This is a genomic window from Actinoplanes sp. NPDC026623 (genome assembly GCF_040638275.1).
GTDB lineage: Bacteria > Actinomycetota > Actinomycetes > Mycobacteriales > Micromonosporaceae > Actinoplanes.
Genome location: NZ_JBEZXZ010000062.1, coordinates 24,948 through 42,604 on the forward strand (window position 1 = coordinate 24,948; position 17,657 = coordinate 42,604).

The 17,657-nt window shown below is 68.3% G+C and carries 19 protein-coding genes; 18 read left to right on the forward strand and 1 reads right to left on the reverse strand.

Annotation, left to right across the window (positions count from 1 at the left end; all coding sequences use genetic code 11):
* Positions 1-22 precede the first annotated feature (22 nt).
* From AB0F10_RS19890 to AB0F10_RS19940, 11 genes are all read left to right on the forward strand, one after another.
* Positions 23-370 (forward strand): cytochrome b/b6 domain-containing protein, encoded by a 348-nt coding sequence (locus AB0F10_RS19890; protein ID WP_360626708.1) that lies wholly within the window; start codon positions 23-25, stop codon positions 368-370.
* 79 nt (positions 371-449) lie between these two features.
* Complete coding sequence (locus AB0F10_RS19895) at positions 450-587, forward strand: hypothetical protein (RefSeq protein WP_360626711.1); 138 nt, start codon at positions 450-452, stop codon at positions 585-587.
* A gap of 33 nt (positions 588-620) precedes the next feature.
* The gene (locus AB0F10_RS19900; protein WP_360626714.1) at positions 621-1,007 is read left to right on the forward strand and encodes a hypothetical protein; all 387 of its coding nucleotides are present in this window, start codon (positions 621-623) and stop codon (positions 1,005-1,007) included.
* A gap of 274 nt (positions 1,008-1,281) precedes the next feature.
* Entirely contained in the window at positions 1,282-2,346 is a 1,065-nt protein-coding gene (gene moaA, locus AB0F10_RS19905; RefSeq protein WP_360626717.1) for a GTP 3',8-cyclase MoaA, read from the forward strand.
* 96 nt (positions 2,347-2,442) lie between these two features.
* Positions 2,443-3,123, forward strand: a complete 681-nt coding sequence (locus AB0F10_RS19910) for a molybdenum cofactor biosynthesis protein MoaE (RefSeq protein WP_360626720.1) — start codon at positions 2,443-2,445, stop codon at positions 3,121-3,123.
* A 279-nt stretch (positions 3,124-3,402) separates the two neighbouring features.
* On the forward strand, positions 3,403-5,205 hold the full coding sequence (locus AB0F10_RS19915) for an AGE family epimerase/isomerase (RefSeq protein ID WP_360626723.1): 1,803 nt from the start codon (positions 3,403-3,405) through the stop codon (positions 5,203-5,205).
* Between the two features lie 7 nt (positions 5,206-5,212).
* Complete coding sequence (locus tag AB0F10_RS19920; protein WP_360626726.1) at positions 5,213-5,575, forward strand: anti-sigma factor antagonist; 363 nt, start codon at positions 5,213-5,215, stop codon at positions 5,573-5,575.
* A complete protein-coding gene (gene glgX, locus AB0F10_RS19925; RefSeq protein WP_360626730.1) occupies positions 5,572-7,707 on the forward strand; it encodes a glycogen debranching protein GlgX in 2,136 nt (711 codons plus the stop codon). Before AB0F10_RS19920 ends, glgX begins: the two co-directional genes overlap by 4 nt.
* Positions 7,708-7,748: 41 nt before the next feature.
* Positions 7,749-8,069: an STAS domain-containing protein gene (locus tag AB0F10_RS19930; RefSeq protein WP_360626733.1), complete on the forward strand. Its 321-nt coding sequence runs from the start codon at positions 7,749-7,751 to the stop codon at positions 8,067-8,069.
* Positions 8,070-8,071: 2 nt separating this feature from the next.
* Positions 8,072-8,536, forward strand: a complete 465-nt coding sequence (locus tag AB0F10_RS19935) for an ATP-binding protein (RefSeq protein WP_360626736.1) — start codon at positions 8,072-8,074, stop codon at positions 8,534-8,536.
* Positions 8,537-8,541: 5 nt separating this feature from the next.
* On the forward strand, positions 8,542-9,786 hold the full coding sequence (locus tag AB0F10_RS19940; RefSeq protein WP_360626739.1) for a PP2C family protein-serine/threonine phosphatase: 1,245 nt from the start codon (positions 8,542-8,544) through the stop codon (positions 9,784-9,786).
* A 28-nt stretch (positions 9,787-9,814) separates the two neighbouring features.
* On the opposite strand, the gene AB0F10_RS19945 is transcribed toward AB0F10_RS19940, so the two are convergent.
* Positions 9,815-11,110, reverse strand: a complete 1,296-nt coding sequence (locus tag AB0F10_RS19945) for an IS701 family transposase (protein WP_360626742.1) — start codon at positions 11,108-11,110, stop codon at positions 9,815-9,817.
* 522 nt (positions 11,111-11,632) lie between these two features.
* On the opposite strand from AB0F10_RS19945, the gene AB0F10_RS19950 reads away from it, so the two are divergent.
* The 7 genes from AB0F10_RS19950 to AB0F10_RS19980 are packed head-to-tail and all read left to right on the forward strand — an operon-like array spanning position 11,633 to position 17,617.
* Positions 11,633-12,460, forward strand: a complete 828-nt coding sequence (locus tag AB0F10_RS19950; RefSeq protein ID WP_360626745.1) for a type 1 glutamine amidotransferase domain-containing protein — start codon at positions 11,633-11,635, stop codon at positions 12,458-12,460.
* A gap of 6 nt (positions 12,461-12,466) precedes the next feature.
* Entirely contained in the window at positions 12,467-14,113 is a 1,647-nt protein-coding gene (locus tag AB0F10_RS19955; RefSeq protein ID WP_360626748.1) for a thiamine pyrophosphate-binding protein, read from the forward strand.
* 47 nt (positions 14,114-14,160) lie between these two features.
* On the forward strand, positions 14,161-14,592 hold the full coding sequence (locus AB0F10_RS19960) for a nuclear transport factor 2 family protein (protein ID WP_360626751.1): 432 nt from the start codon (positions 14,161-14,163) through the stop codon (positions 14,590-14,592).
* A gap of 28 nt (positions 14,593-14,620) precedes the next feature.
* Positions 14,621-14,998 (forward strand): nuclear transport factor 2 family protein, encoded by a 378-nt coding sequence (locus AB0F10_RS19965; RefSeq protein WP_360626754.1) that lies wholly within the window; start codon positions 14,621-14,623, stop codon positions 14,996-14,998.
* A gap of 12 nt (positions 14,999-15,010) precedes the next feature.
* Entirely contained in the window at positions 15,011-16,600 is a 1,590-nt protein-coding gene (locus AB0F10_RS19970) for a GMC family oxidoreductase N-terminal domain-containing protein (protein WP_360626757.1), read from the forward strand.
* On the forward strand, positions 16,593-17,201 hold the full coding sequence (locus AB0F10_RS19975) for a DJ-1/PfpI family protein (RefSeq protein ID WP_360626760.1): 609 nt from the start codon (positions 16,593-16,595) through the stop codon (positions 17,199-17,201). The genes AB0F10_RS19970 and AB0F10_RS19975 overlap by 8 nt, the downstream gene beginning before the upstream one ends.
* Positions 17,198-17,617 carry a VOC family protein gene (locus AB0F10_RS19980; protein ID WP_360626763.1) on the forward strand — a complete coding sequence of 140 codons (420 nt, stop codon included), beginning with the start codon at positions 17,198-17,200 and terminating at the stop codon, positions 17,615-17,617. Before AB0F10_RS19975 ends, AB0F10_RS19980 begins: the two co-directional genes overlap by 4 nt.
* The last annotated feature ends 40 nt before the right edge of the window (positions 17,618-17,657 follow it).

Below are 17,657 nucleotides of genomic sequence, written 5' to 3' on the forward strand. Positions count from 1 at the left end.
TTACCTATGCTCAATAGCTGACGTGTGCAGGTTGTTTGCAGGATTTCCGGTACGGTCGCGGCATGAGTCCGGGAAATTCAATCCCGGCCAGAAGCTGTACGCCGCCACCGCCACCGGAGCGGTCCTCGTGATGATCGGCACCGGGCTCATCCTGTGGTTCCCGAAGCTGACGCCGCTGTTCATCCGCACCGGTGCCACCTTCGTCCACGACTGGCTGGCCCTGCTGCTGGGCGCCCTGGTCTGCGGCCACATCTGGATGGCCTCCAACGACCCCGAGGCGCGCCGCGGGCTGCGTACCGGATTGGTGTCCCGGTCCTGGGCCCGGCGCCATCACACCCGCTGGGAGAGGGAGGACCACGACGCCGGGTGACCGACTCAGCCAGGACCTGTTCAACGACGACCCGGACACCTCCCCGCCGCCGGCGGCCGTCGCCGCCTGGGCCGAGACCATGCCGCACCTCGCCGAACTCGCCACCGCCGTCACCCACGACGGCGCACTCGGCGGCTGCGACGACGACGGCGAGTTCCCGTTCGCGCTCGACCTGCTGCCGGAGGGCCTCGAAAGGCGGCGCCTCGGCGATGCGTGACATAGGGGTGGCGACGGGCACAGACTGTCCCCTGTGATCGACAAGGGCGGGCCGGGGCACCACGACACTGCGTCGATCCTTCGCTTCCTCACCGAGCTGATCGCGTGGGTCGGCACCGGGTGGGCACTCTGGCCGCACTCGCCGGTCCTGGCGATCGCCGCAGTGGCGCTGCTGATCGGGCTGCCCACGATCTTCGGTACGCAGGGCGACAAGCCCGGCGGCGTGATCGTCGCGGTGCCCGGCGTCGTGACCGTGCTGCTGGTGCTGCTGCAGATCGTGGCCGCCGCGGTCGCGGCCTGGGTGGCCTGGCCGTGGTGGGTCGCGGTGCCGGTGACGGTGCTCTGCCTGGTCGTGCCGTTCACGGAGCTGCCGCGCTGGCGGAGGCTGCTGAGCACGCCGGTCTCCACATCGCAGCGGTGAGGGCCGCGGAGCCGGGCCTGACTCCGGCGCGGGCCGGGTCGCCGCCCGCGCGTCCCCGCCGCGCCGACACAACGTTGAATGTCGTCCTAGTTGACGTTCGACCGGTCCGAAGCTGAGGCTGGCAAACCCGGGACCGGGGAATTTGCCTGGTCAGAGGGCTTCGGCGGCGCGCGAGCCGGGCACGGGCAGAGGGGATCTGCCCCGTTAGGCTGTGCGCGCCCGGCTGTATTGACGACTTCGGATGCACGGGGGACCGATGTTCGATGCTCGAGTCGTGGCCGATCCGCGCGCCGCCGCCGATGTGCCCGGCGGGACGAACCCCGTCGACGCGTTCGGCCGGCCGCTCGGTTCGCTGAGGATCTCGCTGACCGATCAGTGCAACCTGCGCTGCCGGTACTGCATGCCGGAGGCGGAGTACGCCTGGCTCCCGCGGCGAGACCTGCTCACGTTCGACGAGATCGTGCGGCTCGCCGAGGCGTTCGTGTCGCTCGGGGTGGACCGGGTGCGGCTGACCGGCGGCGAGCCGTTGCTGCGGGCGGGCGCGGCCGACCTCGTACGGCGGCTCGCCGACCTCACCGGCGTCGCGGACCTCGCGATGACCACCAATGGGGTGTTGCTCGCGCGGCACGCGGAATCGCTGCGTGACGCCGGTCTGCGGCGGGTCACCGTCAGCCTGGACACGCTGCGCCCGGACCGGTTCCGGACGATCTCCCAGCGCGGCACGCACCACGAGGTGCTGGCCGGGATCGCGGCAGCGGCGGCCGCGGGCCTCGGGGGCATGAAGATCGACACGGTGGTCATGCGGGGGGTCAACGACGACGAACTTGTCGATCTCCTCGAATTCGGCCGCACCGTGCCGGCGGAGGTCCGCTTCATCGAGTACATGGACGTGGGCGGCGCCACCGGCTGGTCACCGAAGCTCGTGTACACCCGCGAGGAGATCCTGGCCACGCTGGCCGCGCACTACGGCCCGATCGCCGCGCCGGCTCGAACGGGCCCGGCGCCGGCCGACCGGTTCGTCCTGCCGGACGGCAGCGTGTTCGGGATCGTCTCGAGCACCACCCAGCCGTTCTGCGCCTCCTGCGACCGCAGCCGGCTCACCGCGGACGGGATCTGGCTGCGCTGCCTCTACGCGATGTCCGGCATGGACCTGCGTACGCCGCTGCGCGCCGGCGCCGGCCCGGCCGAACTCCGTGACCTCATCGCAGGCGTCTGGCGGCAGCGCCGGGACCGCGGCGCCGAAGATCGGCTGGGCACCCGCTCGCCCGACAAGGTGTTCGTCAGCCTCCAGAGCCTGAAACGCGATCCCCACCTCGAGATGCACACCCGCGGCGGCTGAGACGGTGCCGAACGACACCACCTGGCGCCTCGCGGAGAAGCGCGGTGGCCGCAGCGGCCAATACCAACGCAGGCCCGATCATTGAGGGGGAGTCGCATGCAGGTCCGGGTGCTGTACTTCGGGTACATCCGGGAACGGGTCGCGCACCGGCGCGACGAACTGATGTCGATGCCGGACGGCTCGACGCTCAAGGACGTCCTCGATGTGCTCTGCACCACCTACCCGCGCTTCGGCCCGGCGCGCAGGCTCGTCAAGGTGGCCGTCAACGAGGAGATGGCGCCGTCGGGGCAGACGCTCCGCAACGGCGACGTGATCGCGGTGATCCCGCCCGTGGCCGGCGGATCCGGTCCCTACGTCCGGGTCACGGAGGACCCGTTGAGCCTGGAGCAGGTGGTGGGAGCGGTCGTCGGCCCGGACCGCGGCGGCGTCACCGCGTTCATCGGCTACGTCCGGGGCGATACCGACGGCAAGCCCGTGAGCCGTCTTGAATACGAGGCCTACCGGCCGATGGCCGAGCAGAGCTTCGCGGACATCATCGCCCGATGCGAACGGGTCGGCTCCGGCGTGCGGGTCGCGGTGGCGCACCGCCTGGGGCTGCTGGAGGTCGGCGAGGTCGCGGTGGTCATCGCCGCCGCGGCGCCGCACCGCGCCGAGGCGTTCCAGGCGGCCAGGATGTGCGCCGAGCTGATGAAGCAGGAGACCACCATCTGGAAGAAGGAGTACGGCCCGGACGGCGAGGCCTGGGTCGGCGTACCGCAGGAGCTTCAGTTCGACTGATTTGATTGCCGCAAAAGCAATCGGCGGGAATTGCTGCGCCGACTTGACGAAGATGGCGGCGCGAGTGTTTGGCGCACGGGTGTTCCGGCTGTCCGGCGTTGACCCGTATCGACGGCTCGGTAATGATTTCTCAGGTATTCGGGCCGTTGTTTCGCACCGATTCCATCCCGCCCTGGGAGGGCGTTTCATTTCTGGGAGTGCGCCGATCGCCTCCCTGGCCCCGGATTTGAGCTGCCGGCCAACAATCAAAGGTAGGACGCCGTCATGCACTTTCCATTCATGGATACCATCGCCGGTCACGTCACCACCTATGACGAGAGTCGTGGGGTGTTCGAGCTGGAGACGAGCGCGGGTGACACCTATGCGGTGCACCTGACCCCGGACCTCGCCGCCGAGATGCTGCGCAACCTCGACGAACCCTACGTCGACGCCTGCACGCACCTGCCGCAGATGCTCACCGAGGGCCGTCACCTGTTCGTCTACGGCACCTTCTACCCGGAGGGTGACGGCTACACCTTCGAGGCGAAGCGCATCGTCTTCAACGGACGCGCGGCCGGCGAGTTCAGCTTCGAGAACCGCACCTGGTGGACCAACCAGCTGGACTCGCTGGCGGGCTTCTACCGCAAGGCGCAATTCGGCACCGGGACCATCGACTTCCGGGAGTACCGGACCAACATTCGCCTGGGCGGCGAGAAGAGCGACAGCCACGTGCAGGAGACCGACACGATCTCCCGCATGGTCTACGGCATGGCGTCGGCATACCTGCTGACCGGCAGGGACGAATACCTGGAGATCGCCGAGCGCGGCACGCAGTACCTGCGTGATCACATGCGGTTCGTCGATTCCGACAATGACATCGTCTACTGGTACCACGGCGTCAAAATCGACGGCGACTACGAGAAGAAGCTCTTCACCTCGGAATTCGACGACGACTACGACGCCATTCCGATGTACGAGCAGATCTACGCCCTCGCGGGTCCGACGCAGACCTTCCGGATCACCGGTGACCGGCGCATCGCCTCGGACATCGACCACACGATGCGGCTGTTCGAGAACCACTTCCGCGACGTCGAGGGCGGCGGGTACTTCTCGCACATCGACCCGGTGCTGCTCAGCCCCGATCACGAGTCGCTCGGCGCGAACCGCGCGCGCAAGAACTGGAATTCGGTCGGCGATCACGCGCCGGCCTATCTGATCAACGCGTACCTCGCCACCGGCGAGGAGAAGTACCGGGAGATGCTCGAGCGCACCTTCGACACCATCATGGAGCGTTTCCCGGACTACGACTACAGCCCGTTCGTCAACGAGCGCTTCTTCACGGACTGGTCGCACGACCTGGAGCACACCTGGCAGGGCGACCGTGCGGTGGTCGGTCACAATCTGAAGATCGCCTGGAACCTCATGCGGATGAACTCGGTCACCCCGAAGGACGGCTACCGGGAGCTGGCCGAGAAGATCGCGAAGATCATGCCGGCGGTCGGCAGCGACCGTCAGCGTGGCGGCTGGTACGACGTCGTGGACCGCACGCTCAAGCCGGGCCAGGAGTGGCACCGGTTCGCCTGGCACGACCGCAAGGCCTGGTGGCAGCAGGAGCAGGCGATCCTCGCCTACCTGATCCTCGCCGGGACGGTCGGCGGCGAGCAGAACCTCGCGGAGGCGCGCCAGGCGGCGGCCTTCTACAACGCCTTCTTCCTCGACCACGACGAGGGCGCGGTCTACTTCAACGTGCTGGCCAGCGGCATGCCGTACCTGCTCGGTACCGAGCGGCTCAAGGGCAGCCACTCGATGAGCATGTACCACTCCGCGGAGCTGTGCTACCTCGCCACCACGTACACGTCGCTGCTGCTGACCGGGCAGTCGCTGGACCTCTATTTCAAGCCTCGCCCGGACGCGCACCGGGTGCTGCGGGTGGCGCCGGACATGCTCCCGGCCGGGAGCTTCCGGCTGGAGAAGGTCGAGATCGACGGCAAGCCGTACGAGGTCTTCGACGCGCAGAACGCCACCGTCGACCTGCCGATCTCCACGGAGTCGCTGTCGGTCAAGGTCACCCTCGTACCGACCCGCCGCGGTCAGGAAGGCTGAGATTCCGATGGAAATCGGTAAACGCCAAGCAGGAGACACCCTCATCCTCAGCCTGTCCGGAGATCTCGACGGCCGGATCGCGCCGGAGACGCAGCGCGAGATCCTGGAGGCGCTCCCGCCCGGCGGGCAGGTCCTGCTGGACCTCGGCGGGCTCGGGCTGGTCACCAGCGCCGGGCTGCGCACGATGCTGCAGATCTACCGGCGGGCACAGATCGTGGACACGAACGTCACCCTCGTCGGGCTCTCCACCCAGCTGCGCAACATCCTGACCGCCACCGGGTTCCTGTCGTTCTTCACCGTCGACGAGAGCGTCGAGCAGTGCCTGGTCCGGCTCGGCGAGCCGGTCGGACAGCGGGGAGGTGCCGAGTGACCGCCGCGATCGAGGCCGGCCGCATCGACTCGTTCCCCACCCAGCAGGTCAACGGCTACGACGTACGTCCGGGGCGCACCGAGCCGTTCGGGGCGACGGTTGTCCCCGGCGGCGGGGTCAACTTCTCGATCTACTCCAGCTCCGCCCAGGCGGTCACGCTTGTCCTGTTCGAGCAGGGCGCGCAGGAACCCCTCGTGGAGCTGCCGATTCCGTCGCAGTTCCGGATCGGCTCGGTGTGGTCCATGGTCGTCTTCGGCCTGGACTACGAGAACATCGAGTACGGCTACCGGGTCTTCGGCCCCGAGCAGCAGGATTTCCGCGATCGCTTCGACCACAGCCAGATCCTGGCGGACCCGTACGCCCGGGCGTTCTCGGGCCGGGACTCCTGGGGCGAGGTGCCGGACCGCGACAGGCCGTACCCGTACCGGTCCCGGCTGACGTACGAGGACTTCGACTGGGAGGACGACCGGCCGCTGCGGATCGCCTCGACCGACCTGGTCGTCTATGAGCTGCACGTCCGCGGCTTCACCCAGGACCCGTCCTCGGGGGTCGCCCAGCCGGGCACCTACGCCGGCCTGGTGGAGAAGATCCCCTACCTCAAGGAGCTCGGCGTGAACTGCGTCGAGCTGATGCCGGTCTTCGAGTTCGACGAGTTCGAGAACAGCCGCATCAACGAGGCGACCGGTGAACGGCTCTACAACTTCTGGGGCTATTCCACCGTCGGCTTCTACGCCCCGAAGGCGGGCTACGCCGCCACCGGTGCGTTCGGGATGCAGCGCGACGAGTTCAAGAACATGGTCAAGGAATTCCACCGGGCGGGCATCGAGGTGACGCTCGACGTCGTGTTCAACCACACCGCCGAGGGCAACGAGCTCGGGCCGACCATCCACTTCCGCGGGTTGGACAACCGGACGTACTACATGCTCACGCCGGAGGGCTTCTACTACAACTTCAGCGGCACGGGAAACACGCTCAACTGCAACAGCCCGGTGGTCCGCGACTATGTGCTGTCCTGCCTGCGCTTCTGGGCGAGCGAGTACCACATCGACGGCTTCCGGTTCGACCTCGCGGCGATCCTGGGGCGCGGAACCGACGGCGCCCCGCTGGAGAACCCGCCGCTGCTCGAGTCGATGGCCTTCGACCCGGTGCTCACGGACTGCCTGCTCATCGCGGAGGCCTGGGACGCCGGCGGCCTCTACCAGGTCGGCAGCTTCCCCAACTACCGCCGGTGGTCCGAGTGGAACGGCAAGTTCCGCGACACCGTTCGCAAGTTCCTCAAGGGCGACGGCGACGTCGGGGACCTGGCGACCCGCATGGTCGGCTCGCCGGACCTCTACTGGGCCCGGGGCACCTGCTCCTCGATCAATTTCATCACCTGCCACGACGGCTTCAGCCTGGCCGACATGGTCTCGTACAACGACAAGCACAACGAGGCCAACGGCGAGGACAACCGCGACGGGGCCAACGACAACAACAGCTGGAACTGCGGTGCCGAGGGAAAGACCGACGATGCCGAGGTCAACACTCTGCGGCTGCGGCAGATGAAGAACGCCATGGTGCTTCTGCTGACCAGCCAGGGCGTACCCATGATTCTGTCCGGCGACGAGGTGGGCCGTAGTCAGCAGGGCAACAACAACGCCTACTGCCACGACAGCAAGCTGACCTGGATGGATTGGAACCTCGTCGACGAGAACGCCGAGCTGCTCGAGTTCGTGCGCAACCTGATCTCGTTCCGCAAGAGGCACCCGTCGTTGCGCGACGGGCACCATCCCCGGGGCGACGACCCGGTCGGCTGCGGCTATCCGGACGTCAGCTGGCACGGAACGAAGGCCTGGCAACCGGACTGGTCGGAGTCCAGCCGGCTGATCGCGGTGATGCGTAACGGTCACAGCGTGGACGGCGACGACAGCCACGTCTACATCGCGGCGAATTCCCACTGGGCCGCGCACGAGATGCAGCTCCCGGACCTTCCGGAGGGTATGCGCTGGCACCGGTTCGTCGACACCTATGCGCCGGGGCCGCTTGCCACCACCGTCCCCGGCCAGGAGGTGCTCCTGGACAACCAGCACAGCGTCACCCTCGGCCCACGCTCGACCGTGGTCCTGCTGGGGAGCCGTCCGATCGACGCCTGAGTGGCGGACCGCTTCAAGGAAACCGAACTGAGGAGCAACCAGTGTCGTTCAACACCAACCTGATTCGCAACGGCAACACCGTCGTCATCACCCTCGATGGGGAACTGGACGCCTCGACCGCCAGCCACTTCCGCAAGCAGGTCGACGTCGCCGCCGAGGGCGGTGTCGAGCGGCTCGTCCTGGACATGGCCAACCTGACCTACCTGTCCTCGGCCGGCCTGCGTGGCCTGGTCTTCGCCCGGCAGAAGATGGACGACGGCGTCAGCATCATCCTCGTGCAGGCGAGCGACGAGGTCGAGCGCACCATCCGGATGGTCGGCTTTCACCACAGCGTCGACTTCGCCGATCAGGTACCCGAGTAGGCGTGGTCCAGCTGACTCTGACGGCGACCACCGGCTCGCTGGACAAGGTCGTCGCGTTCGTCGACGACCTTGCCCGAGCCGGTGGTCTGTCGGCCGTCCACGCCGGCAGGCTGCGGCTGGCGGTTGAGGAGCTGGTCATCAACTCCATCACGCACGGATTCGGAAACTCCCGCGGGCCTTGGAACGAGATCCTGCTCGAGGCCGGCGTCGAACCCTCCGAGGTTTGGCTGCGTGTCAGCGAGGACGCCCCACCGTTCGATCCGACCCGGAGTCACCTGCCGCAGGACCTCGGCAACCCGCTCGGCGAACGTACGCCCGGAGGTCTCGGTCTCTTCCTGGCCCGCCAGGCGGTTGATCGAATGGCCTACGAGTACTCGCAGGGCCGCAATCATGTCACCGTCCACATCCATCGTGGACCGACGCCGGCTGCCGAGCCTGACAGCGGCGATGCACCTGGCGAGAGGTAGTAGGAATGACTGTGCAGTCAGCGTGGTTGGTCAGCATCCGGTCGGCCAACGCGCAGCGTCTCGGCGCCGCCCTGGCCGCCGCCGGCACGGAGGTCCGGCACGTCCAGCCGGAGGACGTGCTGCGGCAGCAGCCGGCACCGTGGGTTCCGGCACCGGATCTTCTGCTGATCAATGCGGGGCTGGACGTCGACCTGGTCAGGCGGCTGGTCATCGCCATCACCCGGTCCGCCAGGCGAAAGCCCGCGGTGGTCGTCTTCGTCGACGCGGAGTTCGCCGAGCTCGAACGGCACGTGCTGGCGGGCACCGACTACATCGTGCCCCCGTACGTGGTCGGCCAGGTCTGCGATCGCCTGGTCACCTCCAGCCTGCGGCAGGCCGTTCGCACGGTGGTCGAGGACAGCACGGCCGCGGACCTGTTGCGCTACGAACGGGAGCTGGCCATCGGGCGGGAGATCCAGATGGGTTTCCTGCCCGACGACCTGCCCGCGCCCGACGGCTGGGACCTGACCGCGTCCTACCGGCCGGCCCGCGAGGTCTCCGGGGACTTCTACGACGCCTTCGAGCTGCTCGGCGGCCGGCGCATCGCGCTGGTCGTCGCCGACGTCTGCGACAAGGGGGTCGGCTCCGCGCTCTTCATGGCCCTGATCCGCACCCTGTTGCGGTATACGGCCGTCTATCTGGACATCGGCGCGCGTTCGGGTGTCAGGACGGGCTTCGGCCTCGCGGGCCTGCGGGAGGCGGAGCGGCGGCGTGACGAGGCCGTGCTGCTCCGCGCGGTCACGGCGACCAACGACTACCTGATGCGCAACCACATGCTGCAGGCCTACTTCGCCACCGTCTTCTTCGCGATCGTCGATCCGACGTCAGGCTCGCTGGTGTACGTCAACTGCGGGCACAACGCACCCCTGCTGCGGCGGGCCGACGGTGCCGTGATCCACCTGGATCCGACCGGCCCGGCCCTGGGCCTGGTGGAAGACCCGCCGTTCGTCCCGGCCCGTGCCGTCGTCCGGGTGGGGGACCTGCTCTTCATCTACACCGACGGCGTGAGTGAGGCGCGCGACGCGCACGGGCGGTTCTTCGGTGAACACCGGATAACCAGCATCGTGTGCGACGGCGCGGTCGACGTCTTCGACCTGGTGGACTGCATCGAGCAGGAACTCGCGTCGCACGCCGGAGCGGCGGATCAGAGCGACGACATCACGATGCTCGCGATCCACCGCCGCCCGGCCTTCGCCGGGGCCGCCCGGTAGCGGCGCGGCCGCGGCTGAGGACCGGCCGTCAGGCCAGGTTGGTGGCGCGCAGCGAATCCAGCAGGGCGTAGATGTACGCGGCCGAGACCATCGTGACGTGGTGGTGCCACCCGCCGAAGGTGCGGCCCTCGTAGTCCCGCAACCCGAACCGGGACGCGAGGCTCTCCAGCCGGCTGTGCACCTTGACCGGGAGCCGGGTCAGCCTGACCACGTAGGACAGCGACTCGTCGGTGAGATTGGTGATCCAGAAGCCGCGCGGTCGCGACTTGTTGAAGGGCCAGTCCACGACCAGCTGATGTTCGGTCTCCGTGGGGTCGGAGCGTTCCGCCGGCGTCTCGCCGCCCGGCGGCATGATCGGCGCGGTGAGGAATTGAGAGCGGTGGACCCGCTCCTGGTTCTCCCAGCTGACCGTCGAGCGCGGCTGATCGTGGAGCCGGTGGACCAGGTCGCCGGCGGTGCCTCGCCAGGGCTGCGGCCGGACGCCCGGCTGCATCACGGGGCGGCCGCCGGCCAGTCGCGGACGATCGGGGGCGTACCGGACCGCGACGTTCGGCCCCACCTGGACCAGATACGGCAGCTTGCGGTCGGTCAGCCCGGCGAGCAGCGCGTCGACCGTGGCCAGCTGGACCGCGTCGACGACGACCGGGGCGGGAGCCATGCCCCAGTCCAGGATCATGTCGTCGATCGTCTCGATCTGATATTGCCAGTACGGCCGGGGCAACTCGTGCGCGGGCATCCGTGCCCGGGAACGTCGCTCCTCGTCGGCCCGCCAGGGTTCGGGCAACACCAGCCGCCAGTTGACGGGAACGCTGTGTTCCTCAGTTGCGAGGACAGCGACCGTGGCGAGTTGGCAGTTGCTGACCCGGCGTTCGGCCCGGACGTACTGCCGATGCACCGCCGCCGAATACCGTCCGTGTTTGGGGAAGGCCAGTTCGCTGATCACCCAGGCCTCCGGCTTGACCGCGTCGACGAGGCGTCCGAGCAGGCGTTCCCGGATCGGGCGGTGGTCCCAGGGGCTCTGGTTGATGAACTGCTGCAGCGACTGCTCCGAGTGATGGCTGGCCGATAACGCCGCCATTCGCCGTATCGACTTGCGACCCTCGCAATTGAGAAGGCCATTCAAGTACGTCTGGCCAGCGCGTCGCTGATCCACCCTGTGAAGTGTCTGAAAAATGTCACCGCAGAACTCCAGAAAATGATCTTCCGCGCCCAGATTCGTACGCTCGTGGTCATCTTCCACACTGGCCCCCCGAGGTCGTGCGCTCCGAAGTTTCCGAATACCGGAACCGGCGTTAAGTGCGGGCCGGACGGGCGCCAATGACATTTCTAACCAAGGTTCTCGGAATTCACAACCATTGAAAGGGGAAAATCTAAGCGTCGAGCCTGGCGCGTATATACATTAAAAATAGCTATATAACTTAAATACAGACAAACTCAGGTCAACTAGGATGCTGTTTGTAACGTTTGTCTTATCCCACTGCGTGTTTCCGTAGTGTTACAACCTCAAGCAGTTGCCTTCGGCCGCGTGCCTTGCGGAAGATCGGCGGAGAACTTGACGTAGTACCCGACTTTTTGCTGCTCATGCCACGGAGTTCGGCCGGCCGCCGCGGGTCGGCACCGGCCTGGCGGCCCGGTCGGCGCCCGGGGCTTTAGTTTGACAACGATGAATCTGTTGGGGGGCGGATATACCGTAGCCGACTTGACGTATGTCGCCGATGGATTGCCGCGCGTCGGCGCGGCGGTTTTGGTGTCCATTGACTTGTCTCCGGGTGCGCAGAAGCATTTCGCCTATCGCAGGGTCTGGCGTGCCAAAGCGCCGCCGGCCCAATTCGGATGAGGAGTCCCTATGACGCGAAAGATCCTCACCGTGCTGTCCGAATACGGCTATTGGGGCGAGGAACTCGTCGGCCCGCTGACCCGTTTCGACGAGCGCGGCTACGACGTCACCTTCATGACGCCGCGCGGCGGCCGCCCGCACGCGCTGCCGCCGAGCCTGGACGCCGGCTTCCTCGACCCGCCGCTCGGGCGCAGCGTCGTGTCACCGGAGGTGGCCAAGACGGCACGCGACCTCGACGGGTCCACCCGTCTCGATCATCCGGAGAACCTCTCCTCCTGGATTCCCGAGCGCCCCTACGCCAGCGACGCCGGCTACCTGCGGTCGCTGGAGGCGTACAACCGGGCGGTCGGCGACGACCTCGCCGAGCGGATCGCCGAGTACGACGCCCTGCTCCTCGTCGGCGGCAGCGGCCCGATCGTGGACCTGGCCAACAACGGCCGGGTGCACGATCTCATCCTGTCGTTCCTGCACTCCGGCAAGGTGATCGGCGCCGAGTGCTACGGCGTCGCCTGCCTCGCCTTCGCCCGTGACTGGGAGAGCCGGCAGAGCATGATCTGGAACAAGCACGTCACCGGGCACTGCAAGGAGTACGACTACAAGGACGGCACCGGCTTCCTGACCACGGACTTCAACATGGGGCCGCCGCCGTACCCGCTTGAGTACATCCTGCGTGACGCCACCGGCCCCGAAGGCCGCTACCACGGCAACTTCGGCAAGGAAATCTCCGTCGTGGTGGACTACCCCTTCGTCACGGGAAGATCCACCGCGGATTCGTTCCGCACCGGCGAGAAGTTGATTGAGGTCCTGGAGCACGATCTCCGCCGTTACGGCTGGTAGCCACCGATGCCCAGAACCGGCAAAGAAGCGATGATCGAGCAGTTCCTCGCCGACGGAATCACGCACATGTTCGGCAACCCGGGAACGGTGGAACAGGGCTTCCTCGACACCCTCGAGTCCTATCCGGACTTCCACTACATCCTCACCCTTCAGGAGACCGTCGCGGCGGGCGTCGCCGACGGCTTCGCCCGGGCGACCGGCGGCCCCGCCGTACTGCAACTGCACAGCGGAGTCGGGCTGGGCAACGGAATCGGGATGATGTACCAGGCCAAGCGGGGGCACACCCCGCTCGTCGTGGTCGCCGGCGAGTCCGGCATCGCGTACGACTCCATGGACGCCCAGATGGCCGCCGACCTGGTCGCCATGGCCAGGCCCGTGACCAAGTGGGCGACCAGGGTGGTCGACTCCCGGTCGCTGCTGCGGCTCCTGCGGCGGGCCGTCAAGATCGCCATGACCCCGCCGCGCGGGCCGGTCTTCGTCGCGCTCCCCATGGATGTGCTGGACCAGCTCAACGACGAGCCGATCCTGGCGACGGTCCACCCGTCGACCCGGGTGCTGCCCACCCCCGGCCTGGTCGCCGAGGCGGCGGCGTTGCTCGCCGGCGCGGAACGGCCGGTGCTGGTCGTCGGCGACGGCATCACCACGTCCGGCGCGGAGGCCGAACTGGTCCGCGTCGCGGAGAAGCTGGGCGCGGACGTCTGGTACGCGGACTACTCCGACGTGCCGATGCCCTCGGCCCATCCGCTCTCCCGCGGGGCGCTGGGGCACATGTTCGGGCCCGTCAGCCGGGCGGCGGTGCAGGACGCCGACGCGGTGCTGATCGTCGGTACCTACGTGTTCCCCGAGGTCTTTCCCGACCTGGTGTCGCCGTTTGCGCCCGGCGCCCGGATCGTGCACCTCGACCTCGACGGCTACGAGATCGCCAAGAACCATCCGGTGACGCTCGGACTCATCGCGGATCCGAAGCCCACCCTGGCGGCCCTCGCCGACGTCCTGGACCGGCTGCGTACCCCGGAACAGGACGCCGCCGCGGCCGGCCGGATCGGCAGGCGCGCGGCCGAGAAGGCGAAGGCCGGCGAGGCGCCCGACGACACGCTGATCGGAGGCTTCCTCGCCGCGCTCGCCCAGCGGGCGCCGAAGGACCTCATGGTGTTCGACGAGGCGCTGACCGCCTCGCCGTACGTCACCCGGTATCTCAAGCCGGAGATTCCGGGCAACTACCAGGTGACCCGCGGGGGCTCCCTCGGCGTCGGCATCCCGGGCGCGGTCGGCATGAAGATCGCCCACCCCGACCGTACGGTCATCGGGTTCACCGGCGACGGCGGCGCGATGTACACGTACCAGGCCGTGTGGACCGCCGTCCGGCACGAGGTGCCGGCCGTCTTCGTGGTCTGCAACAACCACCGCTACCAGCTGCTCAACGCCAACATCGACGAGTACTGGAAGGAACAGGGCATCGAGGGCCGGCCCCACCCGCACTCGTTCGACCTGGGCCATCCGGCGATCGACTTCGTCGCGCTGGCGCAGTCGCTGGGCGCCGACGGCGTCCGGCTCGACAAGCCCTCGCAGATCGCGTCGACCGTCGAGCGGGTGCTCACCACCCGGCGGCCGCTGCTCATCGACCTGCAGACAGACGACACCCTGCCGACCTGACACCCCGTGCATCCGCGGTCGACGGCCGCGCGAAAGGACATGGATCCATGGCGATTTCCGAAGACTCCATCCGCACCATGGTCGTCGAGTGGTACCGGGCGCTGGACCGGCACGACGATCTGCCCGACGTGCTGCCGTACCTCGTCGACGACGGACTGGAGATGCGATTCCCCGAGGTCACCGCGCGGGGGCACAGCGGCTTCGTCGACTGGTACAAGGCGGTCACCAACCGCTTCTTCGACGAGGAGCACACCGTCAGGTCCGTCGACATCACCCGGCTCGACGCCACGGGCGCCAGCCTCACCGTGGTCGTCAACTGGCAGTGCAAGATCTGGAACCCGCCGGCCGCCACGAGCCAGTTCCTCGGCTTCGACGCGTACCAGAGCTGGGAGCTCGTCTTCGCGCCGGACGACGCCATCAAGCTCAAGACCTACACCGTCGACGGCATGAAGCCGATGCCCGGCTCCGGATCGCTCTAGGCCCGGCAACTCGCGAAGGAGAGCGCCGATGGACACCGCAACTGTCGTGAACCGCTACTACGACCTGGCCAACACCGGCAAGTGGGACGCCTGGTGCGACCTGTTCGCCGTCGACCAGGTGATGGACGAGCAGCTCGCCGGGCACGTGGAGGGCCGGGAGACGCTGCGCACCATGATGGCCGGCTTCCCCGCCATGTACGCCTCGTTCCGCAACAGCCCCCGCGAGATCATCGTCGACGGCGAGAAGGCCGGCGTCGTCTCGCACATCAGCGCCGTGGTTCCGGGCGGCGGCCGGATCGAGGCCGGCGTGATGAACTACTTCCACGTCGTCGGCGGCGAGATCGTCTACATGGCGAACTTCCACGACACCACGCCGTTCCGCGCCGTGCTGCCGGCCGGGTCCTAGGGCGGCGCCGCGATGAGCGACGAGGAATTCGACTATGTGATCGTCGGCGGCGGCACCGCGGGCTCGGTGCTCGCCCGCCGGCTGACCGAGGACCCCGCGGTGCGCGTGCTCGTGCTCGAGGCGGGCGGCGACTTCGTGCCCGCCGCCGTCGACCAGGCGCCCCTGTGGTTCACCCTGCTGGGCAGCCCGATCGACTGGGGCTATGAGACGGTGCCGCAGCCCGGGCTCAACGGCCGCAGGATCTACGAGCCCCGCGGCAAGCTGCCCGGCGGCAGCAGCAACCTCTACATCATGATGCACGTACGCGGGCACCGGTCCGACTTCGACAACTGGGCCTACCAGGGCGCGGCGGGCTGGTCGTACGCGGACCTCGCGCCGTACTTCGCCCGGCTGGAGGCTCAGGAGGACAAGACCGGCCCGGGTACCGGCGTCAGCGGGCCGCAGACGGTCACCAACGCCGGTGACCACGATCCGAACCCGCTGTCGCGGGTCTTCATCGAGGCCTGCCAGGAGCTCGGGCACGCCCGGGTGCCGGACTTCAACGGCCCCGAGATGATCGGCACGGGCTGGCACCACATCGACGTCAAGGACGGCAAGCGGCAGGGCGCCCTGCACGCCTTCCTGGAACCGGCGCTGAGCCGGCCCAATCTCACCCTGCGCACCGACGCGCACGCGATGAACCTGGTCTTCGAGGGTGACCGCTGCGTCGGCGTGCGCTATCTGCAGCAGGCGCCGGCCGAGGCCGCCGGGCCGGGCCGCCGGCTGCCGGGCGTCTCCCGGGCGGAGCCGGGGGTGCACACGGTGCGCGCCAGCGCGGAGACCCTCGTCTGCCTGGGTGCCATCGAGTCGCCGAAGCTGCTGCTGCTGTCCGGGATCGGGCGCGGCGACGACCTGCGCCGCTTCCGGGTGCCGGTGGTGGCCGACCTGCCCGGAGTGGGGGAGAACTTCCACAACCACGTGCTCACCGGTCTCATCGCCGAGACCGCCGACCCGGTCGTCGCCGGCACGCAGAACCTCTCGGAGTCGGCGCTGTTCGCCCTCTCCCAGCCCGGCATGATCGCCCCTGACCTGCAGCTCGCGTTCGTGCACGTGCCGTTCGACATCATCGTCGGCCAGCAGCACCCCAACGCGGTCTCGATCCTGCCGGGCGTGGTCCGGCCCCGCTCACGCGGCACCATCAGGCTGGCGAGCACGGATCCGCTGACGGCACCGCTGATCGACCCGAACTACCTCGGCGACCGCTCCGACGTGGACCGGCTCGTCGAGGGATTCAAGATGGCGCGCGACATCTTCGCGTCCCTGGCCTTCAAGGAGCACCTGCGCGGCGAGCTTTCGCCGGGCAGGGGCGTGCGCACGGACCGGGAGATCGAGGACTTCGTCCGCGCCAAGGCCGACTGCTACCACCACCAGGCCGGCTCCTGCCGGATGGGCATCGACGACCTCGCCGTCGTCGACCCCCAGCTGCGCATCCGCGGCGTGCGAGGAGTCCGGGTGGTGGACGCGAGCGTCATGCCCGCGGTGCCCTCGGGCAACTGCCACACGGCCATCGTGGCGATCGCGGAGAGGGCCGCCGAGCTGATCACGGAGGCACGAAATGGCTGAGATCACCCTGCGGGAGGGCCCGCTCTCCGGCGCGAAGATCGCGATCCTGGTGGAGAGCGACTTCTTCGAGCCCGAGATCCACTACTACCAGCGCCGCTTCGCGGAGGAGGGCGCGGAGGTCCACTTCCTCACCCGGCTCTGGGGCCAGAGCGAGATCACCTTCCTGGGGCACGAGTGGCGGGCGCCGTTCTCCGCACACGAGAGCCTGGAGAACGTCGACGACGAGACGCTGCGTTCGTACGCCGCGGTGATCGTGCCGTCGGGCATGGTCTCCGACCGGCTGCGGTTCACCGAGGACGTTAACCGGCTGGCGCCGGCCGCCGACTTCCTGCGCCGCGCCTTCGACGAGCCGGGCGTGCTCAAGGGCGTCATCTGTCACGGCTTCTGGCTGCTCGCCTCCATCCCGGAGACGATCCGCGGCCGCAAGGTGGTCTGCCACAACAACCTCGTCGGCGACGTCCGCAACATGGGCGCCGAGTACGTCGACTCCGACGTGGTGGTCGACGGTGCGGACCTGGTCACCGGGCGTACCGGAATGCACGCCCACCTGTTCGCCCGGCAGATCATCGATCTGCTCGCGGACCGCCGGGCGCCGGCGTGAGCGGCGGAATGCGCTGGTCCCACGTGGCGCTCAACTGCCGCGACGTGACCACGACGGAGAAGTTCTACCAGGAGTGGTTCGGCTTCCACCGGGCGCGATCGGTGGCCCTGGGCGACTCGGAGATCGTGTTCCTTCGCAGCGGCGACGTCTACCTGGAGCTGTTCGCGGCGCAGGACGCCGGGGCCGGCTCGACGGCCGACGGCCCGAAACAGCCGGGCATCGTGCGGCACCTGGCGTTCCAGACCGATGATCTGAACGGCTTCCTGCGCCGTGCGGCCGACCTTCCGGTTTCGCTGGGCCCGCTGAGCTTCGACGATTTCCTGCCCGGCTGGCGCAGCGTCTGGTTCACCGACCCCGACGGCGTGATCGTCGAGGTCAGCCAGGGCTTCCGGGACGACGAGGCGCTCAGCCTCTGAGCCGGCATGAGTCAGACCCGGCCCCGTCCGGGGCCGGGTC

What these genes read in the sequence shown, in the direction of transcription:
- AB0F10_RS19895 (WP_360626711.1), top strand. Translation starts at nt 450, where the DNA reads ATGCCGCACCTCGCCGAACTCGCCACCGCCGTCACCCACGACGGCGCA.
- AB0F10_RS19910 (WP_360626720.1), top strand. Translation starts at nt 2,443, where the DNA reads ATGCAGGTCCGGGTGCTGTACTTCGGGTACATCCGGGAACGGGTCGCG.
- AB0F10_RS19915 (WP_360626723.1), top strand. Translation starts at nt 3,403, where the DNA reads ATGGATACCATCGCCGGTCACGTCACCACCTATGACGAGAGTCGTGGG.
- AB0F10_RS19920 (WP_360626726.1), top strand. Translation starts at nt 5,213, where the DNA reads ATGGAAATCGGTAAACGCCAAGCAGGAGACACCCTCATCCTCAGCCTG.
- AB0F10_RS19940 (WP_360626739.1), top strand. Translation starts at nt 8,542, where the DNA reads ATGACTGTGCAGTCAGCGTGGTTGGTCAGCATCCGGTCGGCCAACGCG.
- AB0F10_RS19945 (WP_360626742.1), bottom strand. Translation starts at nt 11,110, where the DNA reads ATGTCATTGGCGCCCGTCCGGCCCGCACTTAACGCCGGTTCCGGTATT.
- AB0F10_RS19950 (WP_360626745.1), top strand. Translation starts at nt 11,633, where the DNA reads ATGACGCGAAAGATCCTCACCGTGCTGTCCGAATACGGCTATTGGGGC.
- AB0F10_RS19955 (WP_360626748.1), top strand. Translation starts at nt 12,467, where the DNA reads ATGCCCAGAACCGGCAAAGAAGCGATGATCGAGCAGTTCCTCGCCGAC.
- AB0F10_RS19960 (WP_360626751.1), top strand. Translation starts at nt 14,161, where the DNA reads ATGGCGATTTCCGAAGACTCCATCCGCACCATGGTCGTCGAGTGGTAC.
- AB0F10_RS19965 (WP_360626754.1), top strand. Translation starts at nt 14,621, where the DNA reads ATGGACACCGCAACTGTCGTGAACCGCTACTACGACCTGGCCAACACC.
- AB0F10_RS19970 (WP_360626757.1), top strand. Translation starts at nt 15,011, where the DNA reads ATGAGCGACGAGGAATTCGACTATGTGATCGTCGGCGGCGGCACCGCG.
- AB0F10_RS19975 (WP_360626760.1), top strand. Translation starts at nt 16,593, where the DNA reads ATGGCTGAGATCACCCTGCGGGAGGGCCCGCTCTCCGGCGCGAAGATC.